This window comes from Thalassospira alkalitolerans (genome assembly GCF_002115745.1).
GTDB lineage: Bacteria > Pseudomonadota > Alphaproteobacteria > Rhodospirillales > Thalassospiraceae > Thalassospira > Thalassospira alkalitolerans.
On record NZ_JFKB01000005.1, the window covers coordinates 297,946 to 323,827 of the forward strand.

Annotated in this window: 21 protein-coding genes; 18 read left to right on the forward strand and 3 right to left on the reverse strand. The window is 52.9% G+C overall.

Going from position 1 to position 25,882, the window contains the following annotated elements:
- Positions 1-44: 44 nt before the first annotated feature.
- Together proW and proV are read right to left on the reverse strand one after the other, a co-directional pair.
- Positions 45-1,163 carry a glycine betaine/L-proline ABC transporter permease ProW gene (gene proW, locus TALK_RS09610; RefSeq protein WP_085618217.1) on the reverse strand — a complete coding sequence of 373 codons (1,119 nt, stop codon included), beginning with the start codon at positions 1,161-1,163 and terminating at the stop codon, positions 45-47.
- A complete protein-coding gene (gene proV / locus TALK_RS09615) occupies positions 1,156-2,361 on the reverse strand; it encodes a glycine betaine/L-proline ABC transporter ATP-binding protein ProV (protein ID WP_085618219.1) in 1,206 nt (401 codons plus the stop codon). The genes proW and proV overlap by 8 nt, the downstream gene beginning before the upstream one ends.
- Before the next feature lie 239 nt (positions 2,362-2,600).
- Between proV and TALK_RS09620 the strand changes: the two genes are divergently transcribed.
- On the forward strand, positions 2,601-3,098 hold the full coding sequence (locus TALK_RS09620; protein WP_085618220.1) for a MarR family winged helix-turn-helix transcriptional regulator: 498 nt from the start codon (positions 2,601-2,603) through the stop codon (positions 3,096-3,098).
- Positions 3,099-3,199: 101 nt separating this feature from the next.
- Here the strand turns inward: TALK_RS09620 and TALK_RS09625 are convergent, their stop codons facing one another.
- The gene (locus TALK_RS09625) at positions 3,200-4,231 is read right to left on the reverse strand and encodes an ABC transporter substrate-binding protein (protein WP_085618300.1); all 1,032 of its coding nucleotides are present in this window, start codon (positions 4,229-4,231) and stop codon (positions 3,200-3,202) included.
- A gap of 387 nt (positions 4,232-4,618) precedes the next feature.
- Between TALK_RS09625 and TALK_RS09630 the strand changes: the two genes are divergently transcribed.
- The 17 genes from TALK_RS09630 to TALK_RS09710 all read left to right on the forward strand — a co-directional run bounded on the left by TALK_RS09630 (position 4,619) and on the right by TALK_RS09710 (position 25,757).
- Positions 4,619-5,452, forward strand: a complete 834-nt coding sequence (locus tag TALK_RS09630) for a 3'-5' exonuclease (RefSeq protein ID WP_211274795.1) — start codon at positions 4,619-4,621, stop codon at positions 5,450-5,452.
- A 190-nt stretch (positions 5,453-5,642) separates the two neighbouring features.
- On the forward strand, positions 5,643-6,659 hold the full coding sequence (locus TALK_RS09635) for a Fe(3+) ABC transporter substrate-binding protein (RefSeq protein WP_139833775.1): 1,017 nt from the start codon (positions 5,643-5,645) through the stop codon (positions 6,657-6,659).
- Positions 6,660-6,897: 238 nt separating this feature from the next.
- Entirely contained in the window at positions 6,898-7,920 is a 1,023-nt protein-coding gene (locus tag TALK_RS09640; RefSeq protein ID WP_085618222.1) for a Fe(3+) ABC transporter substrate-binding protein, read from the forward strand.
- Between the two features lie 12 nt (positions 7,921-7,932).
- Positions 7,933-9,702, forward strand: coding sequence for an ABC transporter permease (locus tag TALK_RS09645; protein ID WP_085618224.1), 1,770 nt, complete (start codon positions 7,933-7,935; stop codon positions 9,700-9,702).
- Between the two features lie 29 nt (positions 9,703-9,731).
- Positions 9,732-11,069: a molybdopterin molybdotransferase MoeA gene (locus tag TALK_RS09650; RefSeq protein WP_245829812.1), complete on the forward strand. Its 1,338-nt coding sequence runs from the start codon at positions 9,732-9,734 to the stop codon at positions 11,067-11,069.
- 80 nt (positions 11,070-11,149) lie between these two features.
- The gene (locus tag TALK_RS09655) at positions 11,150-12,730 is read left to right on the forward strand and encodes an MBL fold metallo-hydrolase (protein ID WP_085618227.1); all 1,581 of its coding nucleotides are present in this window, start codon (positions 11,150-11,152) and stop codon (positions 12,728-12,730) included.
- Between the two features lie 125 nt (positions 12,731-12,855).
- A complete protein-coding gene (locus tag TALK_RS09660; RefSeq protein WP_085618229.1) occupies positions 12,856-14,058 on the forward strand; it encodes a glycosyltransferase family protein in 1,203 nt (400 codons plus the stop codon).
- A 21-nt stretch (positions 14,059-14,079) separates the two neighbouring features.
- Entirely contained in the window at positions 14,080-15,351 is a 1,272-nt protein-coding gene (locus TALK_RS09665; protein ID WP_085618230.1) for a glycosyltransferase family 4 protein, read from the forward strand.
- A gap of 12 nt (positions 15,352-15,363) precedes the next feature.
- A complete protein-coding gene (locus TALK_RS09670; protein ID WP_085618232.1) occupies positions 15,364-16,509 on the forward strand; it encodes a glycosyltransferase family 4 protein in 1,146 nt (381 codons plus the stop codon).
- On the forward strand, positions 16,506-17,144 hold the full coding sequence (locus TALK_RS09675) for a histidine phosphatase family protein (protein WP_085618234.1): 639 nt from the start codon (positions 16,506-16,508) through the stop codon (positions 17,142-17,144). The genes TALK_RS09670 and TALK_RS09675 overlap by 4 nt, the downstream gene beginning before the upstream one ends.
- On the forward strand, positions 17,141-18,268 hold the full coding sequence (locus TALK_RS09680; protein WP_085618236.1) for a glycosyltransferase family protein: 1,128 nt from the start codon (positions 17,141-17,143) through the stop codon (positions 18,266-18,268). The genes TALK_RS09675 and TALK_RS09680 overlap by 4 nt, the downstream gene beginning before the upstream one ends.
- Entirely contained in the window at positions 18,265-19,023 is a 759-nt protein-coding gene (locus tag TALK_RS09685) for a polysaccharide deacetylase family protein (RefSeq protein ID WP_085618238.1), read from the forward strand. The genes TALK_RS09680 and TALK_RS09685 overlap by 4 nt, the downstream gene beginning before the upstream one ends.
- Positions 19,014-19,628, forward strand: coding sequence for a hypothetical protein (locus TALK_RS09690; RefSeq protein WP_085618240.1), 615 nt, complete (start codon positions 19,014-19,016; stop codon positions 19,626-19,628). The genes TALK_RS09685 and TALK_RS09690 overlap by 10 nt, the downstream gene beginning before the upstream one ends.
- Positions 19,625-21,565 carry an ABC transporter ATP-binding protein gene (locus TALK_RS09695; RefSeq protein ID WP_085618242.1) on the forward strand — a complete coding sequence of 647 codons (1,941 nt, stop codon included), beginning with the start codon at positions 19,625-19,627 and terminating at the stop codon, positions 21,563-21,565. The genes TALK_RS09690 and TALK_RS09695 overlap by 4 nt, the downstream gene beginning before the upstream one ends.
- Entirely contained in the window at positions 21,562-23,511 is a 1,950-nt protein-coding gene (locus TALK_RS09700) for an ABC transporter substrate-binding protein (RefSeq protein WP_085618244.1), read from the forward strand. The genes TALK_RS09695 and TALK_RS09700 overlap by 4 nt, the downstream gene beginning before the upstream one ends.
- A gap of 78 nt (positions 23,512-23,589) precedes the next feature.
- Positions 23,590-24,588, forward strand: a complete 999-nt coding sequence (locus tag TALK_RS09705) for an ABC transporter permease (RefSeq protein WP_085618246.1) — start codon at positions 23,590-23,592, stop codon at positions 24,586-24,588.
- Positions 24,585-25,757, forward strand: coding sequence for an ABC transporter permease (locus TALK_RS09710; RefSeq protein WP_085618248.1), 1,173 nt, complete (start codon positions 24,585-24,587; stop codon positions 25,755-25,757). Before TALK_RS09705 ends, TALK_RS09710 begins: the two co-directional genes overlap by 4 nt.
- The last annotated feature ends 125 nt before the right edge of the window (positions 25,758-25,882 follow it).

Sequence of the window (25,882 nt, forward strand, 5' to 3'; positions counted from 1 at the left end):
TTAAGGGCAGTTTGCTGCCTTTGTTTTTCAAACCGTGGTGACGGTTATTTTTTGCTCATAAGGGAACGAACAACTGCGGCGGGGCCGCTTTCATACCAGTGGCGTGTGCCTTTGCTGCGCTGGTCCTTGCCCAAGGCCTGGGTCATGCGATCAAGCACAATCGCCAGAAGAACAATGCCAACGCCGCCAATTGTGGCCAGGCCCATGTCAAGGCGGCCAATGCCGCGCAGAACCATCTGGCCAAGTCCGCCAACGGCAATCATCGAGGCAATCACCACCATCGAAAGCGCCAGCATCAATGTCTGGTTTACACCGGCCATGATGGTTGGCATCGCAAGTGGCAATTGCACCCGGAACAAAAGCTGTTTCGGGCTGGCGCCAAACGAACGTGCGGCTTCAACCAGATCGCTGGGCACCTGACGGATGCCAAGGATGGTCAGGCGGATCAGCGGCGGCAGGGCAAAGATGATCGTCACTACCACGCCCGGCACATTGCCAATGCCAAACAGCATCACAATCGGCACAAGATAAACAAATGCCGGTGTTGTTTGCATCGCATCAAGGACCGGGCGGGCGGTCTTGGAAGCCCGTTCATTTCGCGCAAGCCAAATGCCGGTTGGCAGGCCAATAACGACACAGAATATAACGGATGTGATCACCAGCGACAGGGTCACCATGGCTTCCGACCATGCGCCGATCAGACCGATAAGGATCATCGAAATGATCGTGCCAATCGCAAGACGACGGCCGGAGACCTGCCAGGCAATCAAAGCCATGATTAGAATGACGATGATGGCCGGGGTAGCCTGTAATCCGGTTTCGACCCCGGTCAGGACGGCATCAATTGGCCAGCGAATGGCCTGAAACACGTTGCGGAAGTTATCGACAACCCATTCAAGGCCATGATTGACCCAGATATCAAGCGGGATCACCGCATCGTTAAACGGATGGATGATATCAAAATGATGTTCCGGGGCCGGGGCGGCATTGGAAAGCCAGTCGCCTGCTGTGTCGGCTGCGGGCGCGCCACCCCATGGATTGGCCGCACCACCGCTTTGGGCGGCATCGGCGGCACCTGATGTTGCTGCGTCTTTTGCCACATCGGCTGTGCTTGTCGCACCGGCGTCAGTCGCGGCACCCCAAGGATTGCTGTTATCAGCCATTTGCGCCATCTCCTTCGCGGTCGAGTGTCGCCAACAGATTGGCCTTTTTGATCACGCCCATATATTTACCGTCATCGCCGACAACCGGCACGCCACACGGCGCATGCGCCACGGTGCCGATCAACTCGGAAAGCTGGGTGTCATGGGAAACAGGTTCAATATCGGGCAGGAAGGCGGCGGAGAGTTTGTTGGCGCCTGATTTGATCGCGGCGTCAAGGCTGTCGACCGAAATGACCCCGTGGAAATCAAGTTTGTCGCCAACGATATAGGCATATTCGCGGTCTTCGTTGCGCAGACGGTTCAGCGCGGTTTTCAGGCCAACACCTTCGCGTTCGATCACGGTGACCTGACGTTTGGCGGCAATATCCTTGGCGGTCAGGATGGTTGAAACATCCACCCCGCGGAAGAAGGATTTGACGTAATCATTGGCCGGGTTGTTCAGGATTTCTTCGGGCGTTCCGACCTGAACGACGATGCCGCCTTCCATGATCGCAATCCGGTCACCGATGCGCATCGCTTCATCCAGATCGTGCGAGATAAAGATGATGGTACGCTTGTGTTCGCGCTGTAAAACCAGCAATTCATCCTGCATTTCGGTCCGGATCAGCGGATCAAGGGCCGAAAACGCTTCGTCCATCAGCATCACGGACGGGTCATTGGCCAATGCACGCGCAAGGCCGACACGCTGTTGCATGCCACCTGAAAGTTCATCCGGATAGGAATTTGCCTGGGCTTTTAGTCCGACCTGATCAAGCGCATGTAGCGCGCGTTCCTGGCGTTCTTCTTCGGCAACACCGGCCAGTTCAAGGCCAAAGGCGGCATTGTCGACAACGCTGAGATGCGGCATCAGAGCAAAGGACTGGAACACCATCGCCATATCGCGACGGCGTAAATTCCGCAGTTCTTCGTCATTCATGGCGGCGATATCGATGCCGTCATACAAAACCTGTCCCGATGTGGGTTCGATCAACCGGTTCAGCAGGCGTACAAGGGTCGATTTTCCAGAACCCGAAAGCCCCATAACAACGAAAATCTCGCCTTCGCGTACCGTGAAACTGGCGCCACAAACACCGACGGTTTGTCCGGTTTTGTCAAAAATTTCGGCTTTGTCGATCCCGTCATTGATCATCTGCATTGCCTGATCGGGACGGTCGCCAAAGACTTTGTAAAGGTCCTTTACAATGATTTTATCTGTCATTGGCCCTTGTCATTTGTTGTGTGCGGACAACAAGCGTCTGCGTTTCCGTCAAGGGAAAGCGCGCGGTGTTGTCCATGAAAAATGTCATATCGAGTCACGGTCTGACCTTTGCGTTGGATCACGCCTGTTTCCTCGATTTCGCCATAATTTGTTGTTGGATAGTTACAGATCAAAACATTTGATGTCAAACTATATTGGCGCTAAGTTGGCCCGATTACAAGTCAGGGAAAAGTATACGCATGGCTGCGGATCAGCAGAAAAGACGGGAATTTCTGGATGTTTTGGTCGCGTTGCGGCAAATTATCCGCGCAACGGATTTGCATTCAAAACATGTGATGAAGGTTTGTGGTCTTACGGTTCCGCAGCTTGTCGTCTTGCTGGCGATTGAAGAACTGGGGGCGGTCACCATCCGGGAAGTTTCGCGCCATGTGTCGCTTAGTCAGGCAACCGTGACAACAATTCTGAACCGGCTTGAAGGCCGTGGTTTCATCGAACGTGCGCGGAATGCTGATGACAAACGTGTCGTTAATAGCCGTCTGACAGAAAAGGGGCAGGGCGTGTTGACTGATACGCCCCCCTTGATGGATAGCGGCTTCATGCAACGTTATGAAATGCTCGATCTGACTGAGCGCAACCGCATTCTGGCATCCCTGCAACATGTTGCCCGCCTGATGGATACCGAAGAAGTCGACCCAAGGCCGCCGACCAAGACGGCGCGTATTTCATTGGATCATTGATATGATGACTGTTTAAACGGGTGCCAATATCTGAGAGGCACGAAAAAGGGGCAGATCGAAATCTGCCCCTGTAAAAGATATCCTGATTGGTTTCTTGCGGATTAGAAAGCCGCCTCAACCTTTTTCGCAATGTCTTCTGGCACCCAGGCTTTCCATATACCGGGTTTTTGTTTCAGGAAATAAATTGCCGCATCTTCCGGCGTTTCCTCGTTTTCCTGCATATAGGCCAGCATTTCCGAAACAAGTTCATTGCTGGTTTCGTAATGGGTCAGGAATTCAATCAGCACCGGTGCCGATTTCATGAATTTCGTATTGACCCCAACGGTTACCGTGCTTTGCGGATAGGCGGTTGCTTGTGTCGGATTTGCATCGGTTTTCAGTTTGTCAAAGATCGACGGGTCATAGGCCGGTTCTTCCAGACGATAGCTGTCATAAAGTCCCATCACCCATGTTGGTCCCCAGTAATAATAAAGTGCCGGTTCGCCGCGCTTGTGCGCAGATGCAATAGCGGCGGAAAGTGCGGCACCCGTGCCGGGGCGGAAATTGGTAAAGCTGTCATCAAGGCCATAGGCCACAAGTTTTGCCGAATTGATCTTTTCACAAACCCAACCCGCCGGGCAGTTATAAAACCGCCCCTTGTCCGGTTCTTCGGCGTCTTTGAACAATTGGGCATATTTCGCCAGATCATCGACCGATTTCAGGTCGGGTGCCATCGGCTTGATGCCGCGTTCGGCATCGCCGTCAACAACATAGCGCGGTACGAACCAGCCTTCGATGGCATCATCGAAATTCACCCCGATCTGGGTGGCATTTCCGGCAGCCTCGGCCTTTTTCCAGGCATCTGCCACGTTATCGCGCCAGACTTCCATCACCACATCAATGTCGCCCTTGCCAACCCCGGTCAAAAGCGGAATGACATCGCCCGGCAGGGCGTCGGTCTGGCAGCCGTAACCTTTTTCGATAATGAAGCGCGCCACGGCATTGTGGAAAAGTGCGCTGTCATAATTTAGCCCGGCGAACATCACCGGACGATTGATCTCGCAACCGGCATCCTGTGCCTGTGCGCTTGTAATACTGGAAAATGCAAGGCCAGCGGCCAAAAGCATTGCGGCTCCGGTAGGCAGGATGTTCATCACGTTTCCCTCTTGACTATCTTCTACGGTCCGGAAGCGCATCAAATGCAAGGTCCGACGGATTGTTGCCGTCATGTCACCAGCGGTCGGTCGTTTGATCCCCCGGGCGAACTTTGCCCCTGATACAGGTCGGGAAAGTTTAACCTTCGGATCAAAGGCGACGCAACCCTGCGTGCCGATTTTGGGTGTCATCTGTCGGACTTGTGATGTGCGTTCATGCCGCGCAGTCTATATCCGCCCTCCTGACAAGCCTGTCAGGAGATGTCAGCGCAAGTGGGCAAGAAAGTCGGTTAGGCCGTGCAGCTTTACGCAGAATGTCGTGAAACTTGTGCCAAGCTTGTTTATGTTGCTTATGCTTTGCGAAACGCATTTCCGCCGGAGGCCCCAATGATGCATGACAGTTTGTTTGTTTTTGATATCGAAACCGTTCCCGATATCGATGTCTTGCCACAACTGACCGGCGAAACGGCACCCGATCCGGCGACAGGGCGGGAAATGCTCGAAAAATATCATCTTGATATTACCAATGGCCGGAACGGTTTTGCGCGCCAACCGTTTCACAAGGTGGTCGCCATCAGTTTCCTGCGCGCCACTATCCAGCGCGACGGCAATCTTGAAACATACGAAATCGAAGAACTGCGTTCTGGCGGTGATCTGACCAGCGAGGAAAAGGACCTTGTGAATGGTTTCTTTGCCTATTGCGGCAAGCTTTACCCAAGATTGGTCAGTTTTAATGGTCGGGGATTTGATCTTCCGGTTTTGAAATATCGTGCGATGAAGCACGGGGTAAGTGCGCGCTGGCTGCATCAGGCGACCAATAAGTGGGAAAACTATACGTCGCGCTATGCACCGAACTGGCATTGTGATCTGGCAGAAGTGCTTTCGGATTACGGCGCATCCGCACGGACAAAAATGAACGAGGTTTGTGCCGCCCTTGATCTTCCGGGCAAGACCGGGGTCGACGGTAGTAAAGTCTCGGACATGTTTGATAATGGTGAAATTGACGGTATTCGCCGCTATTGCGAGACCGACGTCCTTAATACCTACCTTCTGTATCTGCGTTATGTTTTGCATACCGGGCTAAGTGATCATGACGGATACAATCATGCGATCAATCTGACCGTCGCCTGGCTCGAAGAGCGGGCAGGGGACATTCCCGCCTATCAGGAATTTCTTGATGCCTGGCGGGTATCCAGTGGCGGGTCTTTCAACGTTTTGTAAAACGTTTGGCAGTGGGCGGTCTTTGCCGCCAAATATGCTGGTTCGCGCATAAGTGAAGCGTTTCACACTGGTGTTGGTCGATGTCGTAATCCCTGTTGAAATGAGAATGAGTTGCGCTTACTTGCAAATGAGGATTTGCAAGTAAGTTGCAAACGCATAATTTGATCAACAAAAATACGGGGAACGTCAGATGGATATCCGGAAAATCATTTGCGGTACTGTGTTAGGGGCGGCAGCACTGGGTGCGACGGCGGCATCTGCACAGGAAGTAAACGTCTATTCGTTGCGTCAGGCTTTTCTTGTCGAGCCGCTTTTTGAAAGCTTTACCAAGGAAACCGGCATCAAGGTCAATGTGATCTTTGCTGAAAAAGGTTTGGTTGAACGGATCAAGCAGGAAGGCGTAAACAGCCCGGCAGACGTTCTGATGACGGTTGATATCAGTCGTATTCAGGAAGCTGTCGATGCTGGTGTGACCGATGCCGTTGACAGTGACGTTCTTAAGGCCAACATTCCGGCCCATCTGCGTGATGCAAATGATCAGTGGTTCGCCCTGACCCAGCGTGGCCGCGCGATCTATGCATCAAAGGATCGCGTCACCAAGGGGGAAATCGCGACATATGAAGATCTGGCCGATCCGAAATGGAAGGGCCGCATCTGTACGCGTTCCGGTACGCATGATTATAATATCGCACTGTTCGCATCCATGATTGCCCATAACGGTGCAGCAGAAGCCAAAACATGGCTTGAAGGCCTGAAATCAAACCTTGCCCGCAAGCCACAGGGCAATGACCGTGCGCAGGTCAAGGCGATCAAGGAAGGCGAATGCGATATTGCGGTTGGCAATACCTATTACTACGGCAAGATGCTTGATAACCCTGATCAGCGCGCATGGGCCGATGCTGTCAATATCATCTTCCCCAATCAGGATGGTCGTGGCATGTCGATGAACATTTCTGGCATGGCCCTGATCAATGGGGCGCCGAACCGCGACAATGCGGTCAAGCTGATGGAATTCCTGACTGGTGACGCTGCTCAGAAAATCTATGCCGAAGTGAATTACGAATATCCGGTCAAGCCCGGTGTTGATTGGTCCGAAATGGTCGCATCCTGGGGCACATTCAAGGCCGATGACCTTCCGCTTGGCGAAATTGCGCGTCTGCGGGCTGATGCGGTCCGTATGGTCGATGAAGTCGGCTATAACGAATAGATAAATTTCCCTCTTTCGAACAATTCCGAAAAGGGACGGTAACCATTGCCGTCCCTTTTTTCATGCCCGGACGGTGGATTGATCGGTGTTCATTCGGGGCGAAAACATGGATGCGAAAGGCGGTTATGTTCTATTCGCTCTTGCAAAATAGGGGGGCAGCCCTTTAATTTCCCCGACAGCGAGTACAAATCATTCTTACTTGCTAGCAAGTTTTGCGATCATTCCAGGAGAATTAGACATGGCTTCACTGCGCAATACGGTCTTTGGCATTATGGGTGCCGTGGTCGGATTGGCGGCATTTCAGGTAAACGCCGCCGAAGAAGTGAATGTCTATTCCCTGCGTCAGCCGTTCCTGATTGAACCGATGTTCAAACAGTTCACCAAAGAAACCGGCATTCGCGTGAATACGCTGTTTTCGCAAAGCGGTTTGGTTGAACGCATCAAGCACGAAGGCCGTAATAGCCCGGCAGATCTTTTGCTGACGGTTGATATCGGCCGTATTCAGGATGCGGTTGATGCCGATATTGCGACCCCGCTGCAAAGTGATGTGATCGATGCCAATATTCCGCCGCAGTTTCGCGACAAGGGCCACCTTTGGGTTGGTTTGACGACGCGTGCGCGGGTTCTTTACACCTCGCTTGATCGTGTCTCGCCCGATGCAATTGCCAGTTACGAAGACCTTGCTGATCCGAAATGGAAGGGCCGCATCTGTGTGCGATCAGGCATGCATGTTTATAACATTGCACTGGTTGCTTCGATGATTGCCCATCACGGCGATGAATATACCAAAACCTGGTTGCAGCATTTGAAAGACAATCTGGCGCGCAAACCACAAGGGGCGGATATCGATCAGATCGAAGCCGTCTCGCAGGGGGTTTGTGATCTTGCGATTGGCAATTCCTATTACTATGGCAAAATGCTTTCTGATCCGAACAAGGCCGATGCGGCAAAGCAGGTCCGCATTGTGTTCCCCAATCAGGGGGATCGCGGCACGCATGTGAATATTTCCGGTGTCGCCCTGATCAAGGATGCACCGAACAAGGATAACGCGATCAAACTGGTCGAATTCCTGTCTGGTGATGAAGCCCAGCATATGTATGCCGATGTGAATTTCGAATATCCGGTCAAGCCCGGTGTGGCATGGTCTGATATGGTTCAGTCTTGGGGAACGTTCAGTGCCGATACTCTTGCGTTGAATGAAGTTGCCAATAATCGTGGTGCGGCCATTCGCCTGATCGACGAAGTCGGCTTTAACGAATAGGGCGTCATTTGCGTGAATAATTCCTGTCAGCATGAAGACGATCCCGATAACCGGCCCGTTGCCGTAACCGAAACGTTTGATCCGTTACGCGAACGTTCATCGGGCACGTCAATGCACTGGTTGCCGCGCGGGCAATCCGGGCTTTGGCTGATCGGGGCGTTTTTCATCGCCCTTATGGTGGCGACACCACTGGTCGCGGTTGTTTATCTGGCACTATTTCCGACGGAAAATATCTGGCCGCATCTGGCCTCGACCATGTTGCCGCGCTATTTGAAAAATACCGGCATTTTGATGCTGGGGGTTGGCATCGGGGTAACCCTGATTGGGGTGTCAACGGCGTGGGTTGTGACCATGTGCCGTATTCCGGGCAAACGGATGCTTGAATGGGCGATGCTGCTGCCGATGGCCGTTCCGGCCTATATCGTGGCTTATGTCTATACCGACCTTTTGGAATATGCCGGGCCGTTTCAACGGTTGTTGCGTGATATTTTCGGCTGGCAGACCGCGCGTGATTATTGGTTCCCCGATATTCGGACCAAGGGCGGGGCAATCATTGTCCTTAGTCTGACATTGTATCCTTATGTTTACATGTTGGCGCGTGCGGCCTTTTTGGCGCAATCGGTCTGTGTGCTTGAAGCCGCCCGGGTTCTGGGCCGTTCAGCATGGAATTCATTTATGACGGTTGCCTTGCCATTGGCGCGTCCGGCCATCGTTGTTGGCGTTGTTATTGCCTTGATGGAAACGCTGAACGATTTTGGCACCATTGATTTCTTTGCGGTGCATACCCTGACTGCCGGTATTTTCAATGTCTGGCTTGGGATGGGCAATGCTGGTGGGGCGGCACAAATCGCGCTGACCATGCTGGCGGTGGTTGTCGTTCTGATTGTTGCCGAACGTTATTCGCGCCGTCGTCAACGGTTCCACGATACCACCAACCGATTTCAGGAACTGCCGGGCTATGAACTGGGGCCGGTTACCATGTTCTTTGCCATGGCGGTTTGCATTTTACCGATTGTCTTGGGGTTTGTGATTCCATCGTTGGTGCTGATTTATTATTCCGTCGGTTATTTCGATCAAAGCTGGACGCCAGATTTCTTTGAATATGCAGGTAACAGCTTGTTGGTATCGGGACTTGCGACCATCGTTGCCGTTAGTTGTGCTGTGTTTCTTGGTTATGCTCTGCGCCTTTTCCCGCAACCGCTTTTGCGGTTCTGCATTCGTTTGGCATCGGTTGGCTATGCCGTGCCGGGGGCTGTGTTGGCAATTGGTGTTTTGATCCCGTTTGCACGCTTTGATAATGCGGTTGATGCCGTCATGCGCGACACATTCGGGATTTCAACCGGCCTGCTGCTTAGCGGGACGGTCTTTGCCATTGTCTTTGCCTATGCCGTTCGGTTCATGGCTGTGTCCTATGGTTCAATCGAAGCCGCCCTTGGCAAAGTCCGGCCCAGCATGGATGATGCCGCCCGCACATTGGGTGAAAGCCCGTGGGGCACGCTGAAACGTATTCATTTTCCGATGGTCCGCGGCGGGATTTTGGCGGCGGGCGTGTTGGTGTTTGTTGATGGGATGAAAGAACTGCCTGCGACCTTGATCTTGCGACCGTTCAATTTTGAAACGTTAGCTACCCATGTGTATCAATTTGCCAAGGACGAAATGATCGAACAGGCCGCCCTTGGCGCATTGGCGATTGTTGTCGTCGGGGTTGTGCCCGTCATTATGTTAAGCCGCGCGATTTCACGGTCCCGCCCGGGGCATGATGGCGCATCCGAGCGCCATTGACCTGATCGGTCATGCGGATCACTATCGCTGTGACCGATCCCATTCCATCCGACAGGTTGCCAATGACCATCACGCAAGACAATCCCCATACGACCGACCTTTGCCATCAACCCGGACTAACCCGGCTGGATGATGCATTGCGCATCGCCTTTGCCGAGGTTGCTGTTTCTGTACCGGTGGAACAAAGGCCGTTGACCGGTTGTTATGGCGCGATCCTGCGCGAGGATATCATTGCGCGTGTCGATGTGCCGTCGGTTGATAACTCGGCCATGGATGGTTATGCGCTGTGTCATGGTGATTTTCAAAAAATGTCGGCCACGGGGAATGTTGATATTGTCGTTGCCGGTGTGTCGCTGGCGGGGCATCCGTTTGCCGGTAAAATTCCAACCGGTCAGGCGATCCGGATTGCGACCGGGGCGGCCATTCCTGAAGGTGCGGATTGCATTGTTATTCAGGAAAATGTCACCGCCAATGATGATGAAACCCTGATCACGCTTGGTCAGGATGTCATCGCAAAAACCAAACCACATCAGCATATTCGACGTTGCGGCGAAGATGTCACATCCGGTGCGGTGGTTCTGCCCGCAGGCAAGCGCCTGCGCCCCCAGGATATTGCGGTGGCGGCGGGGCAGGGATATCAGACCTTGCCGGTGGCAAGGCCGGTTTCGGTCGCTGTATTTTCAACCGGGGATGAATTGGCCAAGCCGGGTGATCCTTTGCCACCGGGCGGGATTTATGATTCAAATCGCTTTGCCATGATCGGCATGTTGCGTGCCGCGGGATGTGCGGTGACCGATCTTGGTCTGTTGGCCGATGATTTTGATGTTTTGCAATCGGCATTGGCCGATGCGGCAAAAACACATGACGTCATCATGACATCGGGTGGCGTATCTGTTGGCAAGGCCGATTTGTTAAAGCCGGTTGTTGATACTCTGGGGCAGATCCATGCGTGGAAGCTTGCGATCAAACCAGGCAAGCCAATGATGCGGGGCCGGATCGGTGATTGCGTTGTCATCGGTTTGCCGGGCAACCCGGTATCGGTGATGGTGTCTGGCCTGCTTTATGCCGTGCCGCTTTTGCTTCATATGATGGGGGCATCGGACGCGGTATGCATGCCGGTGCGGTTACCGGCCATTGCCGGGTTTGATTTTAAACGTGGCACCGGACGCCGCGAATGGTTGCGTGCAAGGCTGGAACAAGATGGTGACGGAAATTGCCATGCCATGCCCTATCATTCGGCAAGTTCGGGCATGCTTTCTTCGATGGTATGGGCCGAAGGTCTGATCGAGATTGACGAGGATTGCGGCATTATTCAAAAGGGCGATAGCGTCCTTTATCTGCCTTTTGGTGGTTTGCAGGCGTTTTAAAATCTGATTCAGATCATGGATTTATCATCGTTTTTCAGCCAGACTTACGGAAATAACATAACAAGGGCAGGAAAAAGAGTATGACTGTATCAGTGACTTTTTGCGGGGCTGCGGGCGGTGTAACCGGTTCTTGCTATTTGTTGCATACCGATGCTGGTGATGTCGTGGTCGATTGCGGCATGTTTCAGGGCAGCAAGACGGTTCGCGAATTGAACTATGGGGCATTCCCCTTTAAGGCCGCTGATATTCGTGCTGTTCTTTTGACCCATGCGCATATCGATCATTCCGGGTTGTTGCCTAAATTGGTCAAAGCGGGTTTTACTGGCCCGATTTATGCGACCGAGCCGACCTGCGATCTTCTGACCTATATGCTGCCGGATTCCGGCTATATTCAGGAAAGCGAGGTCGAGCGCCTTAACCGCCGTAATGTTCGACGCGGACGGCCGGAAGTTACCCCGATCTATACCCGTGAAGACGCCGAAAAAACGCTTAAACAGCTTAATCCGGTTGATTATCACGACTTGCAGGAAGTGTTGCCGGGCTTGCGCGCGCGATATTGGGATGCCGGGCATTTGCTGGGCTCTGCATCAATTGAGATCGAAGTCGATGATGAAGCCGCCGATGGTGAACCACACACATTACGGATGCTGTTTTCTGGTGATATCGGCACAGGCGAGGCTGTGTTTAACGAAGCCCCCGAAGGGCCAAAAGATATCGACTATCTGTTTGTTGAATCAACCTATGGCGACCGCAATCGGGAAGATGTCAGTGATGGCGAACGCCGTGAAATGCTGGCGCGTGAAGTCCGTGATGCCATTCAGGCGGGCGGCAACCTTGTAATACCAAGCTTTGCCGTGGCCCGAACCCAGGAATTGCTTGTCGATTTGGCGACCCTGTTTAATCGCGGGAAACTGCCGCGATCAGATGTTTTCGTCGACAGTCCGCTGGCGCAACGCGCGACCGAGGTCTTTGCCAAACATCTGCCTGCTGACGATGCGCGTGCATTGGCACATCCTAATTTTCATATGGTTCCCGATGTTGCCTCTAGCATGCAGCTTGCGCGGGTTAAAAGCGGTGCCATCATTATTTCGGCCAGTGGCATGTGCGATGCCGGGCGCATTCGCTATCACTTGAAAAACAATCTTTGGCGGCCGGAATGTACGGTTTTGATTGTCGGTTTTCAGGCTGCTGGCTCAATGGGGCGGGTATTGCAAGGCGGGGCAAAGCATGTGCGCATCCATGGCGATGAAATTGATGTGCGCGCAAGGATCAGAACGCTTGATATCTATTCCGGTCATGCTGATCAGGCGATGTTGCTCAGCTGGACAAAAGAACGCATGCCGGTATCGCGTCGTATTTTCCTGACTCATGGCGAAGACGGTGCCCGTGCGGCGTTCCGCGAAGCCATGATCCATAACGGAATAGAAGAAACCAAAATCGCGTTACCGATGCTTGATGATACAGTGGTCTTTAAACGTGGTCAGACCAAACCCACAAAAATCAAACCCCGTCTGTCGGGCGCCGAGATGTCGCGGGATGACTGGCATAACCGCTATGCCCATAGTGTTACAGAGCTTTCCGAGAAACTTCGTGCGATGGACAGCAACGAAAAACGCGAAGCACTTCTCGAAAAAGTCTTGCAAGATATCGCATCGGCATGAGAGCAATAGCCTGATGGTATGTGTTTTTCCGTCGAAATACGGAAAAACTTGCCAAAGGAAGATATCGTGTCACCCTGTATGGGGTTGTAAAGGTATCGAGAAACACTACGAGAACGGGCGGGTATATGTCGATCGTGGGGAATACCGGCTATCGTGTGCTGATCTATAGTCACGATACATTCGGGCTGGGGCATCTGCGCCGTTGCAGGACAATTGCGCATGCGCTTGTGTCGCGTCGCGACGATGTGTCTGTTCTTATTCTGTCGGGATCGCCGATTATTGGCAGTTTCGAATTCCGGTCGCGAGTCGACTTTGTCCGAATTCCCGGTGTGATCAAGTTGTCGAACGGTGAATATACGTCGCTGAACCTCAATATCGATGTTGATCAGATATTGGCGATGCGTGAATCGATCATTCAGCACACCGCCGATGTATTTAATCCCGACCTGTTTATCGTCGACAAGGAACCGCTTGGCTTGCGCGGTGAAGTTGAATCGACGTTGCGTATGTTACACCATCGCCGCACCCGTCTGGTGATGGGCATTCGCGACGTGATGGATGACCCCGTTAATCTCCGCGAGGAATGGGACCGCAAAAAATGCGTTCCGGCCCTTGACGAGTTGTATGACGAAATTTGGGTCTATGGGCTTAAGGAAATCTGCAATCCGCTAGAAGGTATTGATTTGCCGCCTGGTGTTGAAGAAAAGATGACCTATACCGGATATCTGCCGCGGACGGCCACCCGCAAGCCGACGCCAGAACATGGCGCGCTTGGTTTGGAAGAACCTTATTATCTGGTGACGACAGGCGGTGGCGGTGATGGTGTTAATCTGGTCGATTGGGTGATCAGCGCCTATGAAGCCGATCCTGGCATTCCTGTCCCGTCGCTTATCGTCCTGGGGCCGTTTATGGCCCCCTCCGAACAACAGGCATTTATGGACCGGGCAGAAAAGATCGATAAATTGTCGGTCATTACCTTTGATGCCAATGTCGAAATGCTGATGGACCGATCCGCCGGTGTCGTTGCGATGGGCGGTTACAACACATTTTGTGAAATTCTGTCGTTTGACAAACCGGCGATTATCGTTCCGCGGACGGTGCCCCGGCTTGAACAATATGTTCGGGCCGCGGCGGCTGAAAAACTCGGTTTGGTCAAAATGCTGACTGAGGCAGGTGGCCGCCAGCCTATGGAAATGGCGCAGGCTCTTCGCAGTTTGATCGATCAGCCAAAGCCATCTCATGTCACTGTCCCCAATCTGATGGGCGGCCTTGATAGTGTTGCTGATCAGGTGGAACGCTGGTTGCCGCCGCAAATGGCTGCCGAATAAGAATTTTCGGGATAATTACATATGACATGCGACAATCTTGCAATCGTGGTGAAAGGGTATCCGCGATTGTCGGAAACCTTTATTGCTCAGGAAATTCTTGGCATTCAGCAGGCCGGAATTCCTTATCGCATTGTGTCACTGCGTCATCCCACCGATAAAAAACGCCATCCGATTCACGAACGGATTACGGCCGAAATCGATTATCTGCCGGAATATGTTTATCAGGAACCGATGCGGGTGTTACGGGGCTGGTTAAAGGCGCGAAAACTGCCGGGATACCGCCGCGCACGGAGTATCTGGTGGCAGGATTACCGTCGGGACCGGACGCCAAACCGGGCACGCCGTTTTGCCCAGGCGCTGGTGATGGCTGCTGAACTTCCCGATGATATCACCCGCATTTATGCCCATTTCCTGCATACTCCGGCATCGGTCGCGCGCTATGGCGCGATCATGCGGGGCTTGCCATGGTGTTGTTCTGCCCACGCCAAAGACATTTACACCAGCCAAGATTGGGATATGCGCGAAAAGCTTTTCGATATGGATTGGCTGGTGACCTGTACAAAGGCCAATGTCGACCATCTGCAAAAGCTTGCCGATGATCCGGCCAAGGTGAATTTGCTGTACCACGGTCTGGATTTCGCGCGTTTTCCCGAAGACTTGCCCAATCGCGCCGCCCACGACGGCCGTGACCCCAAAAATCCCGTCACCATCCTTTCTGTGGGGCGGCTGGTCGGTAAAAAGGGCTATGACGATCTTTTGCGCGCTCTTGCCGGTTTGCCCAAGGATTTGCATTGGCGGTTTGTCCATATCGGGGGTGGCAATGGCGATAAGTACAAATTGCTGGCGACCGAACTTGGCATTGCCGGGCAATGTGATTGGCAAGGCCCGCGTGATCAGAAAGAAGTCATTGCCGCCTGTCAGTCGTCTGATCTGTTTGTTCTGGCCAGCCGGGTTGAAAAAGACGGCGACCGTGATGGCTTGCCCAATGTTCTGATGGAAGCGCAGCTTTGCGGTCTTGCCGTCGTTTCGACGGCGATTTCGGCCATCCCGGAACTGATCACCGATGGTTTGAATGGCAAACTGGTTGCGGAACGTGATCCAAATTCACTATCGGCTGCGATGGCCGAATTGATTGCCGATCCGGCGTTGCGCGATCAGATGGGCCGCAAAGGTAATGAAATCGTCCGGCGGGATTTTTCATTCTATACCGGGATGAAGGAACTGGCGCATCGCTTTGGGGGCGATCAATTAACATCATCAATAACGACGGCTCAGCAACCGGCGGCGGAGTAGGGGGCGGTAAACGTGCAGATTGCCTTCTATGCACCGTTAAAGCCGATTGATCATCCCATACCGTCCGGGGATCGCCTGATGGCGCGCTTGTTGTGTGATGCTCTTTCACAAGCCGGGTTTGATATTGATATCGCGGCCCGCCTGCGCAGCCGGGTTGGCGATGGCAATATCCTGCGTCAGGCGCAAATCGCTGAACTGGCCTCCAAACTTGCCGCACGTCTTTTGCGCCAATATCAGAACGGTATGCGCAAACGCCCAGATATCTGGTTTACCTATCACCTGTATTATAAGGCACCCGATTGGATCGGCCCGATCATTGCCGATGCGCTGGATATTCCCTATGTCCTGGCCGAGGCATCCTTTGCCCCGAAACGTGCGACCGGTCCTTGGGCACAAAGTCATGCGGCGGTCGAACATGCCTTGCACCGTGCCGATGCAGTGTTTTCACTTAATCGTGCGGATATGGAATGTTTGCGACCTTTATGCGGGCAAGACCGCCTGCATTACCTGGCGCCCTTTACCCACACCGAAAAATGGCATGTTGCGGATCGGGGCGGGGTTAATCCCGACACATCGGTTCAATTGGTGACGACCGCAATGATGCGACCGGGCGACAAATTGCAATCTTATGAATTGCTCGCAGCCGCCCTTGGCAAACTTAATGCTCGAAATATCACAAATTGGCATCTGACCGTAATCGGTGATGGTCCGGCGCGAAATGACGTTACTGCTGCCTTTACCCGAAACGCGATTTCCCACGATCAGCTTGATTTTGCCGGTCTGTGCGATGCCGATCATACCCGTATTCTATTGGCACGCTCAGACCTGTTTGTCTGGCCTGCCATCAACGAAGCCTATGGCATGGCGTTGTTAGAGGCACAGGCCGCTGCCTTGCCCGTTCTGGCGGGGGATTGTGGCGGGGTCTCGGGAATTGTCGCCCATGATCAAACCGGTTGGCTGGTTCCGGTTGGCGATGTCGATGCCTTTGCCGACCGGCTGGCAAGATGCCTTGGCGATGATCGACAAAAACTTCGTGATACGGGGCGCACCGCCGCGCAAAAGGCGGAACATAGCCATACTTTGGCGGCTGCGGCTGACCTGCTTGGCGTGTCGTTGCGCAGCATTGTGGCTGCGCATAAAAACCGGGGGCAGGGATGATCCGTTTTCACTTTGCTCTGCTGCGACATGGCGTCACGGCCTGGAATGCTGAAAAGCGTATTCAGGGCCGAAGCGATATCGCTTTGCTGCCTGAAACCATTGGTGAATATCGTCAGTTGCGTCTGCCGGAAAAATGGCAATCCATCCCGTGGAAAGTCAGTCCGTTGATCCGGACTATCCAGACGGCAACCGCACTTGGCATTACCGGGATTACCCCCGATGAACATTGGATCGAAATGAACTGGGGCGAGTGGGAAGGCGAAAAACTTGCTGATCTTCGCCGCCGATGGGGCGCGGAAATTCAAGCAAACGAAGATCGCGGCTGGGATTTCCGCCCGGATGGCGGTGAAAGCCCACGTGATGTTCTTGCCCGGGTAAAGATTGCTTTGGCGCAGCATAATGATGGTCATAAGGATGACCGCGATGATGACGATCATGGTGACTTTGGTGTCGTCACCCACAAGGGCGTCATTCGTGCGGTTTATGCGGCGGCATGTGGCTGGAACATGATGGGTAAAAGCCCGGACAAGCTGGATTGGAAGGCAATGCATGTCTTTTCATGGTCAGATACCGATGGGCTTGGCATGGTTGCCCTTAATCAGCCGTTGATCGCAAAAGACGGGACCGGCAGATGACAGATGTCATGATTTATGTTCAGCATTTGCTTGGGATTGGTCATGTGCGTCGTATTGCCCTGATCAATGCGGAACTGAAACGGTTGGGTATTTCAACAACGGTTGTCAGTGGTGGTATACCCGATGCCACACTTGATTTTGGCAGTGACGACGTGATCCAGTTGCCGCCATGTCGAAGTGCTGATAGTGGCTTTTCCGGCCTGATCGATCAGAACGGCAATGCCGTTGACGATGCATGGAAAAATAACCGTAAACAGGCATTGCTTACCGCATTTGAAAAAACCGCGCCCAAACTGTTGCTGATCGAAATGTTTCCGTTTGGCCGGCGGGCCTTCCGGTTTGAACTGCTGCCCTTGCTTGAACGTGCCGGGCAGGCGGGGGTGGTGCGCATCTGTTCGGTGCGCGATCTTTTGGTGCGTAAATCGGATCGGTCAAAAGAAGCCTGGATGCGTGATGTCGCGCGCAGTCATTTTGATGGCGTGCTGGTGCATGGCGATCCCGCCCTTTTCGGTTTTGGCCAAAGCTTCCCTTACGCCGATGATATCGCCGATATGATCGAATATACCGGCTATGTTGCCCCAAAAACCGGTGTTACGATCGGGGATCGCAACGGTGTTCTGGTATCGGCAGGCGGCGGGGCTGTGGGGGCGGCATTGATTGAAACCGCAATGGCCGCCCGGCATTTATCAAAACGCTATGCCGATCACCGGTGGGATATTGTTGCGGGCCCGCATTTTCCCGCTGATGCATTTTCCCGACTTGGTGAAAATCTTCCGGGGGGGGTAACCCTGCATCGCTTTTTACCCGATTTTCGCGATCGGATGGCGCAATGCTGTGTGTCTGTATCACAAGCCGGCTACAATACCCTGATGGATGTTTTGGCGACGCGTACCGCATCGGTCATGGTGCCCTTTGCCGATGGCGGTGAAAGCGAACAAAGTGAACGGGCTGCCATTCTTGCGAGTAAAGGCGTATTGTCACTGCTAAATCCCGATGACCTGACACCACAATCCTTGATAAATCAAATAGATCAGGCGAAAAATCCTGCTAAATTAGATATATCTCTGGACGGGGCGGGGATAACTGCGGCTAAAATCGCAGAAAGAATAAGAGGGAAGGTATGAGCAGCTGGGATCAACTTCGCGCAGAGCTAGATCTGTGGCAATCCGAAAAACGGATCGCCACGATGTGGTGGCGTGACGATGATGCCGTTGGGGTAACACCAGCGCTTGAGACCATTCTTGCCTTCGAACAGGAATACAATATTCCCCTTGCGCTTGCTGTGATACCGGCCAGACTTGAACATGATCTTGTTCTGCGTCTTGCGGAAACGGTTGATACCCGTGTTTTGCAACATGGCTGGTCACATACCAATCATATGCCCGACGGGCGCAAAAAGCAGGAATTGGACGATGTGCGCGATATCGGTGCGGTGGTTTCCGATATTCGCCAAGGGTTCAAAGTCCTGTCATCGCAGTTCGGAAGCCGCTTTTTACCCGTGATGGTACCGCCGTGGAACCGAATTGCTGATGATGTCATTGGGGCGTTGCCATCCCTTGGGATTGGCGGGTTAAGTACTTTTAATGCGCGTGTGTCGTCCCATCCGGTGCCCGATCTTTTGTTGGTTAATACCCATGTCGATGTCATTGATTGGCGCGGTACACGTGGTTTTGTTGGCGAAGACAAATGCCTGAATGCGTTGATTGGGCATTTGGCTGCACGCCGCACCGGTACAGTCGATGCGGGCGAGCCGACCGGCCTTTTGACGCATCATCTGGTGCATGATGATGCAACAACGCGTTTCCTTGATAACCTGTTTTCGTTTGAACATGCCGCATTCAAATGGTTACGAATTCCCGGAGTTTTCCCATGGCAATAAGCCCGATCGAAGAAACCGGTGATCTTAAAACGCTTGATCCGGTCAAGCCCGACGGTGTGCGTGACCGTGATGTTCAGGTTATGGGCTACCCACCGCGCCTGATGGCGCCCGATCTGGCAAAATCGGTTGCCGGGATGTTGATATGTGGTGTGATCGCCCTGATCCCTGAAATGTTGCCAATCATTCAATGGACCGCGGCCGGGTTATCGTTGCTGTTCATCTTGTATTTTGCACGCACCCTGTTGCGGTTCCAGTCCAAGTTGTATGTCTCGGAATATGGGGTGCGGCTAAGCAACTTGCGCGGTGGAACGGCCTTTGCCTGGTCTGAACTTTCCAGGTTCCGCCTGCGGTATTTCAGTACACGTCGCGATGGCAAAAAGGGATGGTTTGAACTGACCTTGCAGGCCGGTGATTCAAAGATCGTCACAGAATCAACATTAGAAGGTTTTGATGATCTGCTTGAAATTGCACGGGATTGGGCCAAAGATAACCAATTACTGGTCGACGATATAACGAGAACCAATTTGATGCGCATGGATGAGGCCGAAACAATGGTCCAGGCTGCTGCATCAAGTCGGGCAGGTGGCACTGGCGAGGGAACATGACCGATATTCTGCGTATCCGCGATTTGAAAGTCGAATTCGTCCTGCCGCATATGCGGGTCAAGGCGGTTGAAAATGTTAGCTTTCGCATTGGTGCGCAGGAAACCGTTGCGCTTGTCGGAGAGTCCGGATCAGGCAAAACAACCATTTCCCAGGCGATCATGGGGCTTCTGCCAAAATCGGCGCAGATTACCGGTGGATCGATTATTTTTGCCGATCCGAAAAAGCCCGGTACGCGCGTTGATATCGCGATGCTGGATCGTAGCGGATCGGAAATGCGCGCCATTCGGGGCGGCCGTATTTCAATGATTTTTCAGGAGCCAATGAGCTCCCTCTCACCGCTTCATACCATTGGTGATCAGATATGCGAGGCCGTTCGCCTGCATCGCAAGGTCGGATCAAGCGAGGCCCGAGAACTCGCACGCGAAATGCTGGCGCTGGTCGGGTTTCCCAATCCGAAACGCTCGCTTAAGACCTATCCGTTCGAACTTTCCGGTGGCTTGCGCCAGCGCGCGATGATTGCCATGGCGATGGTTTGTCATCCGGCTTTGCTGGTCGCGGACGAGCCAACAACCGCCCTTGATGTGACAATCCAGGCCCAGACTCTGCGTCTGATCAAGGATGTTCAGGCCGAACTTCAAATGTCGGTTTTATTGATTACCCATGATCTGGGCGTGGTTGCCAATATGGCCGACCGGATGGTGGTGGTTTACGATGGTCGTGTGGTCGAAAGTGGCCGGACCGAAGATGTCTTTATCAATGCGGGGCATCCCTATACCCGTTCATTGCTGGCGGCTGTTCCGCATTTCGATATGGGGCCGAATGAACGACTGCGTCCGCTTCGTGATATAAAGCCGAAAATAGACGGTCTGCTGGCCTATTGCGATGACAAGAAAACGGCCGTGACCGCGACCATGGATGAGGGGGAAGTCCCCGCAGCATTGGCACTGCATCCGACGATGGCAAGCGAACCTGTTCTGGCGGTCCGCCACCTCAATAAAAGCTTTTCGGTGCGCAAGGGAAACTGGTTCAATTCCGAAGAACAGGCAATCCCGGCTGTTGCGGATGTATCGTTGACGGTTAATCGCGGTGAATGTGTCGGGCTGGTTGGTGAAAGCGGCTGTGGCAAGACCACGCTGTCAAAACTGATCATGCGCGCTATGGCCCCCGATAGCGGATCAATCCTGTTTCGGGGGGAAAGTGGTCAGATGACCGAACTTGTTGGTCTGGACGAAGATCAGCTTAATCCTTATCGCAAACGTATTCAGTTTGTGTTTCAGGACCCGTTCGCGTCGCTTAATCCCCGCATGACCGTTCAGGATATCATCACGGAACCGCTGTTGATCCACGGCATTGGTGATGCCACCTATCGCAAAAAAATGGTGCTTGAATTGATGGAGGTGGTTGGTCTTGATCCCCGCTTCCTCAACCGGTATCCACACAGTTTTTCCGGGGGGGAACGCCAGCGTATCGGCATTGCGCGTGCACTGTCACTTAAACCCGATCTTTTGATTTTTGATGAACCGACATCGGCACTTGATGTTTCAGTTCAGGCGCAAATCCTTAACCTTCTTAAGGATTTGCAGCGTGATCTTAAACTAACCTATCTGTTTATTTCGCACAATCTGGCCGTGGTGGATTATATTGCGGATCGGATTGCGGTGATGTGTGCCGGGCGGATTGTTGAATCTGCGCCGCGTGAACAGCTTTTTCGAAACCCGATCCATCCCTATACCCAGGCCTTGCTGAATGCAGTGCCGTTTGCCGATCTTGAACATCTTTTGGACTTTACCAAGATTGTTGATGGCAAGGCCTCTGATCCGCACCGTTGGCCGGCCCCCTTTACCATTGATGCACAGTCGGATCCAAGAATGGTTCAGTTTGCCGAAGACCATTTTGTTCGTGCTGCCCGTGCTGATTCCCAGGAGATCGCCATATGACCACGATTGCCCATTCTGCATTTTCCACCAGATGGCAGAGCCGCATCTGCGCCGGTATGAACCGTGCGGCGATCGGGGTGCTGTTGCTGGCGGGACTGACGGTGTTTGACAATCGTGCATTTGCCGAAGTCCCGTATTTCGAAGATGCGGTATCGCGGGGCGATTTGCCGCCGATGGCCGAACGGTTGCCCGAACATCCAAGGGTCATCGATTTTACCGAAGAGCATAAGGAAATCGGCAAATATGGCGGCGACCTTGTCACGATTATGGGGCGGTCGCGTGATATCCGCATGGCGGTCGTTTATGGCTATACCCGTCTTGTCGGTTACGATGAAAATTTGGTGCTGAAACCCGATATCCTTGAAAGTCTTGACGTCAATGATGCCGGAAATGTCTTTACCCTGCACATTCGCAAAGGCCATAAATGGTCGGATGGGACACCGTTCACTGCCGAGGATTTCCGTTATTATTGGGAAGACATCGTTAATAATGATGAATTGTTTCCGGTGGGCCCGCCGCGCTTTTTGTTTGTCGATGATGAACCGGCAACATTTGAAGTGCTTGACGATTATACCGTTCAATACAGCTGGTCTCAGCCCAATCCGTTTTTCCTGATTGAGCTGGCTGGAACCCGGCCGCCCTTTATCTATCGTCCGGCGCATTATTTGAAACAGTTCCACAAAAAATATCGTGATGCGGCCGAACTTGATGCCATCGTCGAGGAACGGGGCCTGCGCAACTGGGCTGTGCTGCACACCGACAAGGACCGTCCCTACAAGCTTGAAAATACGGAACGTCCGTCGCTGGAGCCGTGGTTGATCCGCACCAAAGAGCCGTCTGATCGCTTTATCTTTGAACGCAATCCGTATTATCACCGCGTTGATCCGAACGGTAATCAGTTGCCCTATATCGACCGGATGATTTTCAACATTTCGAACGCCAAGTTGGTTCCGGCCAAGGTTGGTGCGGACGAAGCCGATCTGCAAAGCCGTATCCTGTCGCTTAAGGATTACACCTTCCTCAAACAATCCGAAGCGAACAAGAACTTTAAGGTGCGTTTGTGGGATGTCGGTTACGGTGCCTATGCTGCCCTTTATCCAAATTTGACCTGTTCTGATCCGGTCTGGCGGAAATTGTTGCGCGATGTCCGGTTCCGTCATGCGCTTTCGCTGGCGATCAATCGGACGGAAATTAACCGGGTGATGTTCTTTGGCCTGGCAACGCCGACCAACAATACGGTCCTGCCAAAAAGCCCGTTGTTCAAGCCGGAATATCGCACTGCCTTCATCGAATTTGATTTGAAAAAGGCCAATGCATTACTTGATGAAATTGGCCTGACCACACGCGATGACGATGGCATTCGTTTGTTGCCGGATGGGCGTCCGCTTGAAATCATCGTCGAAACCATGGGCGAGAACCCTGAACATGACGATATGCTCGAACTGATTGCGGACAACTGGAAAAAGGCAGGCATCAAACTGTTCGTCAAGGGGCTGCAGCGCGAAGTCTTGCGCAATCGGGCCTATAGCGGCGAAACCATCATGTCGATCTTTAACGGGATTGATAATGGTCTGGCGACGCCGGGATCGGTTCCGTCTGAATTTGTCCCGGTTCAGCAGGACAACCTGCAATGGCCGAAATGGGGCCAGTATTTCCAAACCGATGGCGAAGCGGGCGAAGCACCCGATATGCCTGCGGCCAAGGAATTGATGGATCTTTATGGCAAATGGATCCGTGGAAATGACGCCGGGCGTAAGGAAGCTTGGCAACGCATTCTTGATATCAACGCCGAAAACATGTTTTCAATCGGTCTGATCGGCAATGTACCGCAACCGGTTGTCGTTAATACGCAGCTTCGCAATGTTCCTGAAAAAGGAATCCATAGCTGGGAACCGGGTGCATTCTTTGGCATCTATCGTCCCGATACATTCTGGTGGGATCGCTGATCAACATGATCAGATAACGAACGCATTGCCCCGGTCGAGGGAAACCGGGGTAATGCGTCAGGGGGAGCTTAACCGCCGATGCTGACTTTCTTGGCAAGACGGCTTTTTGTCATGATACCGACGCTGTTTTTCATCAGCGTGCTGGTGTTTGTCATTATTCAACTGCCGCCGGGCGACTTTCTGTCCACCTATCTGAATGAATTGCAGGCTCAGGGCGAGGCAGTCGATCCGGCTAAAATCGCCTTTCTGAAACAGCAATACGGCCTTGATCAACCTATTTGGCTGCAATATATCGATTGGGCTTGGGGATTGCTGCATGGTGATCTTGGGTTTTCGTTTGAATATAACCTGCCGGTGACCGAGGTTGTCGGGGATCGGCTGTGGCTGTCGATGGTGCTGAATCTCAGCACGGTCGTGTTCATTTATATCGTCAGTTTCCCAATCGGAATTTATTCCGCAACCCGGCAATATAGCTGGGGCGATTATGGCTTTACCCTGCTTGGCTTTCTTGGCCTTGCGATGCCGAACTTCCTGTTTGCGCTGATCTTGCTGTATTACGCCAATGTGGTCTTTGGAACCTCTATCGGGGGGCTGATGGACCCGGAATTCATCAATCAGGGCTGGTCCTTTGCCAAGGCCATGTCGGTGGCCGAACATCTTTGGGCACCGGTTCTGGTCATCGGGACATCTGGCACGGCATCTATGATCCGGCGATTGCGCGCCAATCTTTTGGATGAGTTGGGCAAACAATACGTTGTGACCGCCCATGCCAAGGGACTTTCCCCGACGCGCGTGTTGTTCAAATATCCGTTGCGCATGGCCCTGAACCCGTTTATCGCCGATATCGGCAATATCCTGCCACAGGTGGTATCAGGATCGGTTTTGGTATCGGTTGTGATGTCGTTGCCAACCACCGGCCCGATGTTGCTGACGGCCTTGCAAAGTCAGGATATGTATCTTGCGGGCTCGTTCCTGATGTTTTTAGCGCTTCTGACCGTGATCGGGATGTTTGTTTCCGATCTGCTCTTGGCCTGGCTTGATCCCCGAATTCGGTTGCAAGGGGGCGTGTCCCAATGAGGCGCAATAATAACGACAAGCGTAACGAGCATTTCGTGGATGCCGCGCCTTTTAACCCGTGGGACCGCGAAGAGCTGACGCCTGAACAGGAAAAATACTTTCTCGCCTCGCAGTGGCAGTTGATCTGGTGGCGGCTTAAACGCCATCGGTTGGCCTATGTTTCACTGATTATTCTGGTGTTGATGTATGCATCTGTTTTCATTGTCGAAATCTTGGCGCCTTATGCTCAGGAAACGCGGAATTCGGAATATATCCATCACCAGCCACAAGCCATTCATCTGTTCCACGATGGATCGTTTGTTGGGCCATTTACCTATGGCACCGATTTTTCCATTAATATGGAAACCCTGAAACCGATCTATACGCCAAGCGACAGCCGTGTCGAAAAGATCCGCTTTTTCTGTTCCGGTGACCCGTATGAATTCTGGGGCCTGTTCGAAGCTGATTTCCACGTAATGTGCCCGGCCGAGGACGGTACCCTGTTCCTGCTGGGAACAGACCGGCTGGGGCGCGATATGTTATCGCGGATGATTTATGGCGCACGCGTATCGCTGACCATCGGTCTTGTCGGGATTGTTGTCAGTTTCACGCTTGGTATTCTGATCGGCGGGGCGGCGGGGTATTATGGTGGCTGGGTTGATGCCTCGGCACAGCGCCTGATCGAAGTCATCCGCTCCATGCCGGAAATTCCGCTGTGGATGGCTTTGTCGGCGGCTTTGCCCGTGACATGGAGCCCGATTTTAATCTATTTCGGGATTACCATTATTTTGGGCCTGATTGATTGGACGGGGCTTGCCCGTGCCGTTCGGTCCAAATTGTTGTCCCTTCGCGAAGAAGACTATGCACTGGCTGCGCGTTTGATGGGGGCCAAACCCAAACGTATTATTGCCCGTCACTTGTTACCTAATTTCGCCAGTCACTTGATCGCGTCGGTAACCTTGTCGGTTCCCAATATGATCCTTGGTGAAACAGCGCTTAGTTTTCTTGGTCTTGGCCTGCGTGCGCCGGTGACAAGCTGGGGGGTGCTGTTAAACGAAGCCCAGAACATCAATGCCGTTGCCGTTTACCCGTGGCTGATGTTGCCGGTGGTGCCGGTGGTGATTGTCGTTTTGGCGTTTAACTTCTTGGGTGATGGGCTGCGCGACGCAGCGGATCCATATAAAAATTGATTTCCCGCCAAATGCAAAACAGCCCGCCATCATTTGGCGGGCTGTTTGTTTTTGGTGAGAGAATTGTGGTCAACTTGCCCGTGCCAAATATACTTAGAGCGTTTCATGATTTGTCAGAATCTATA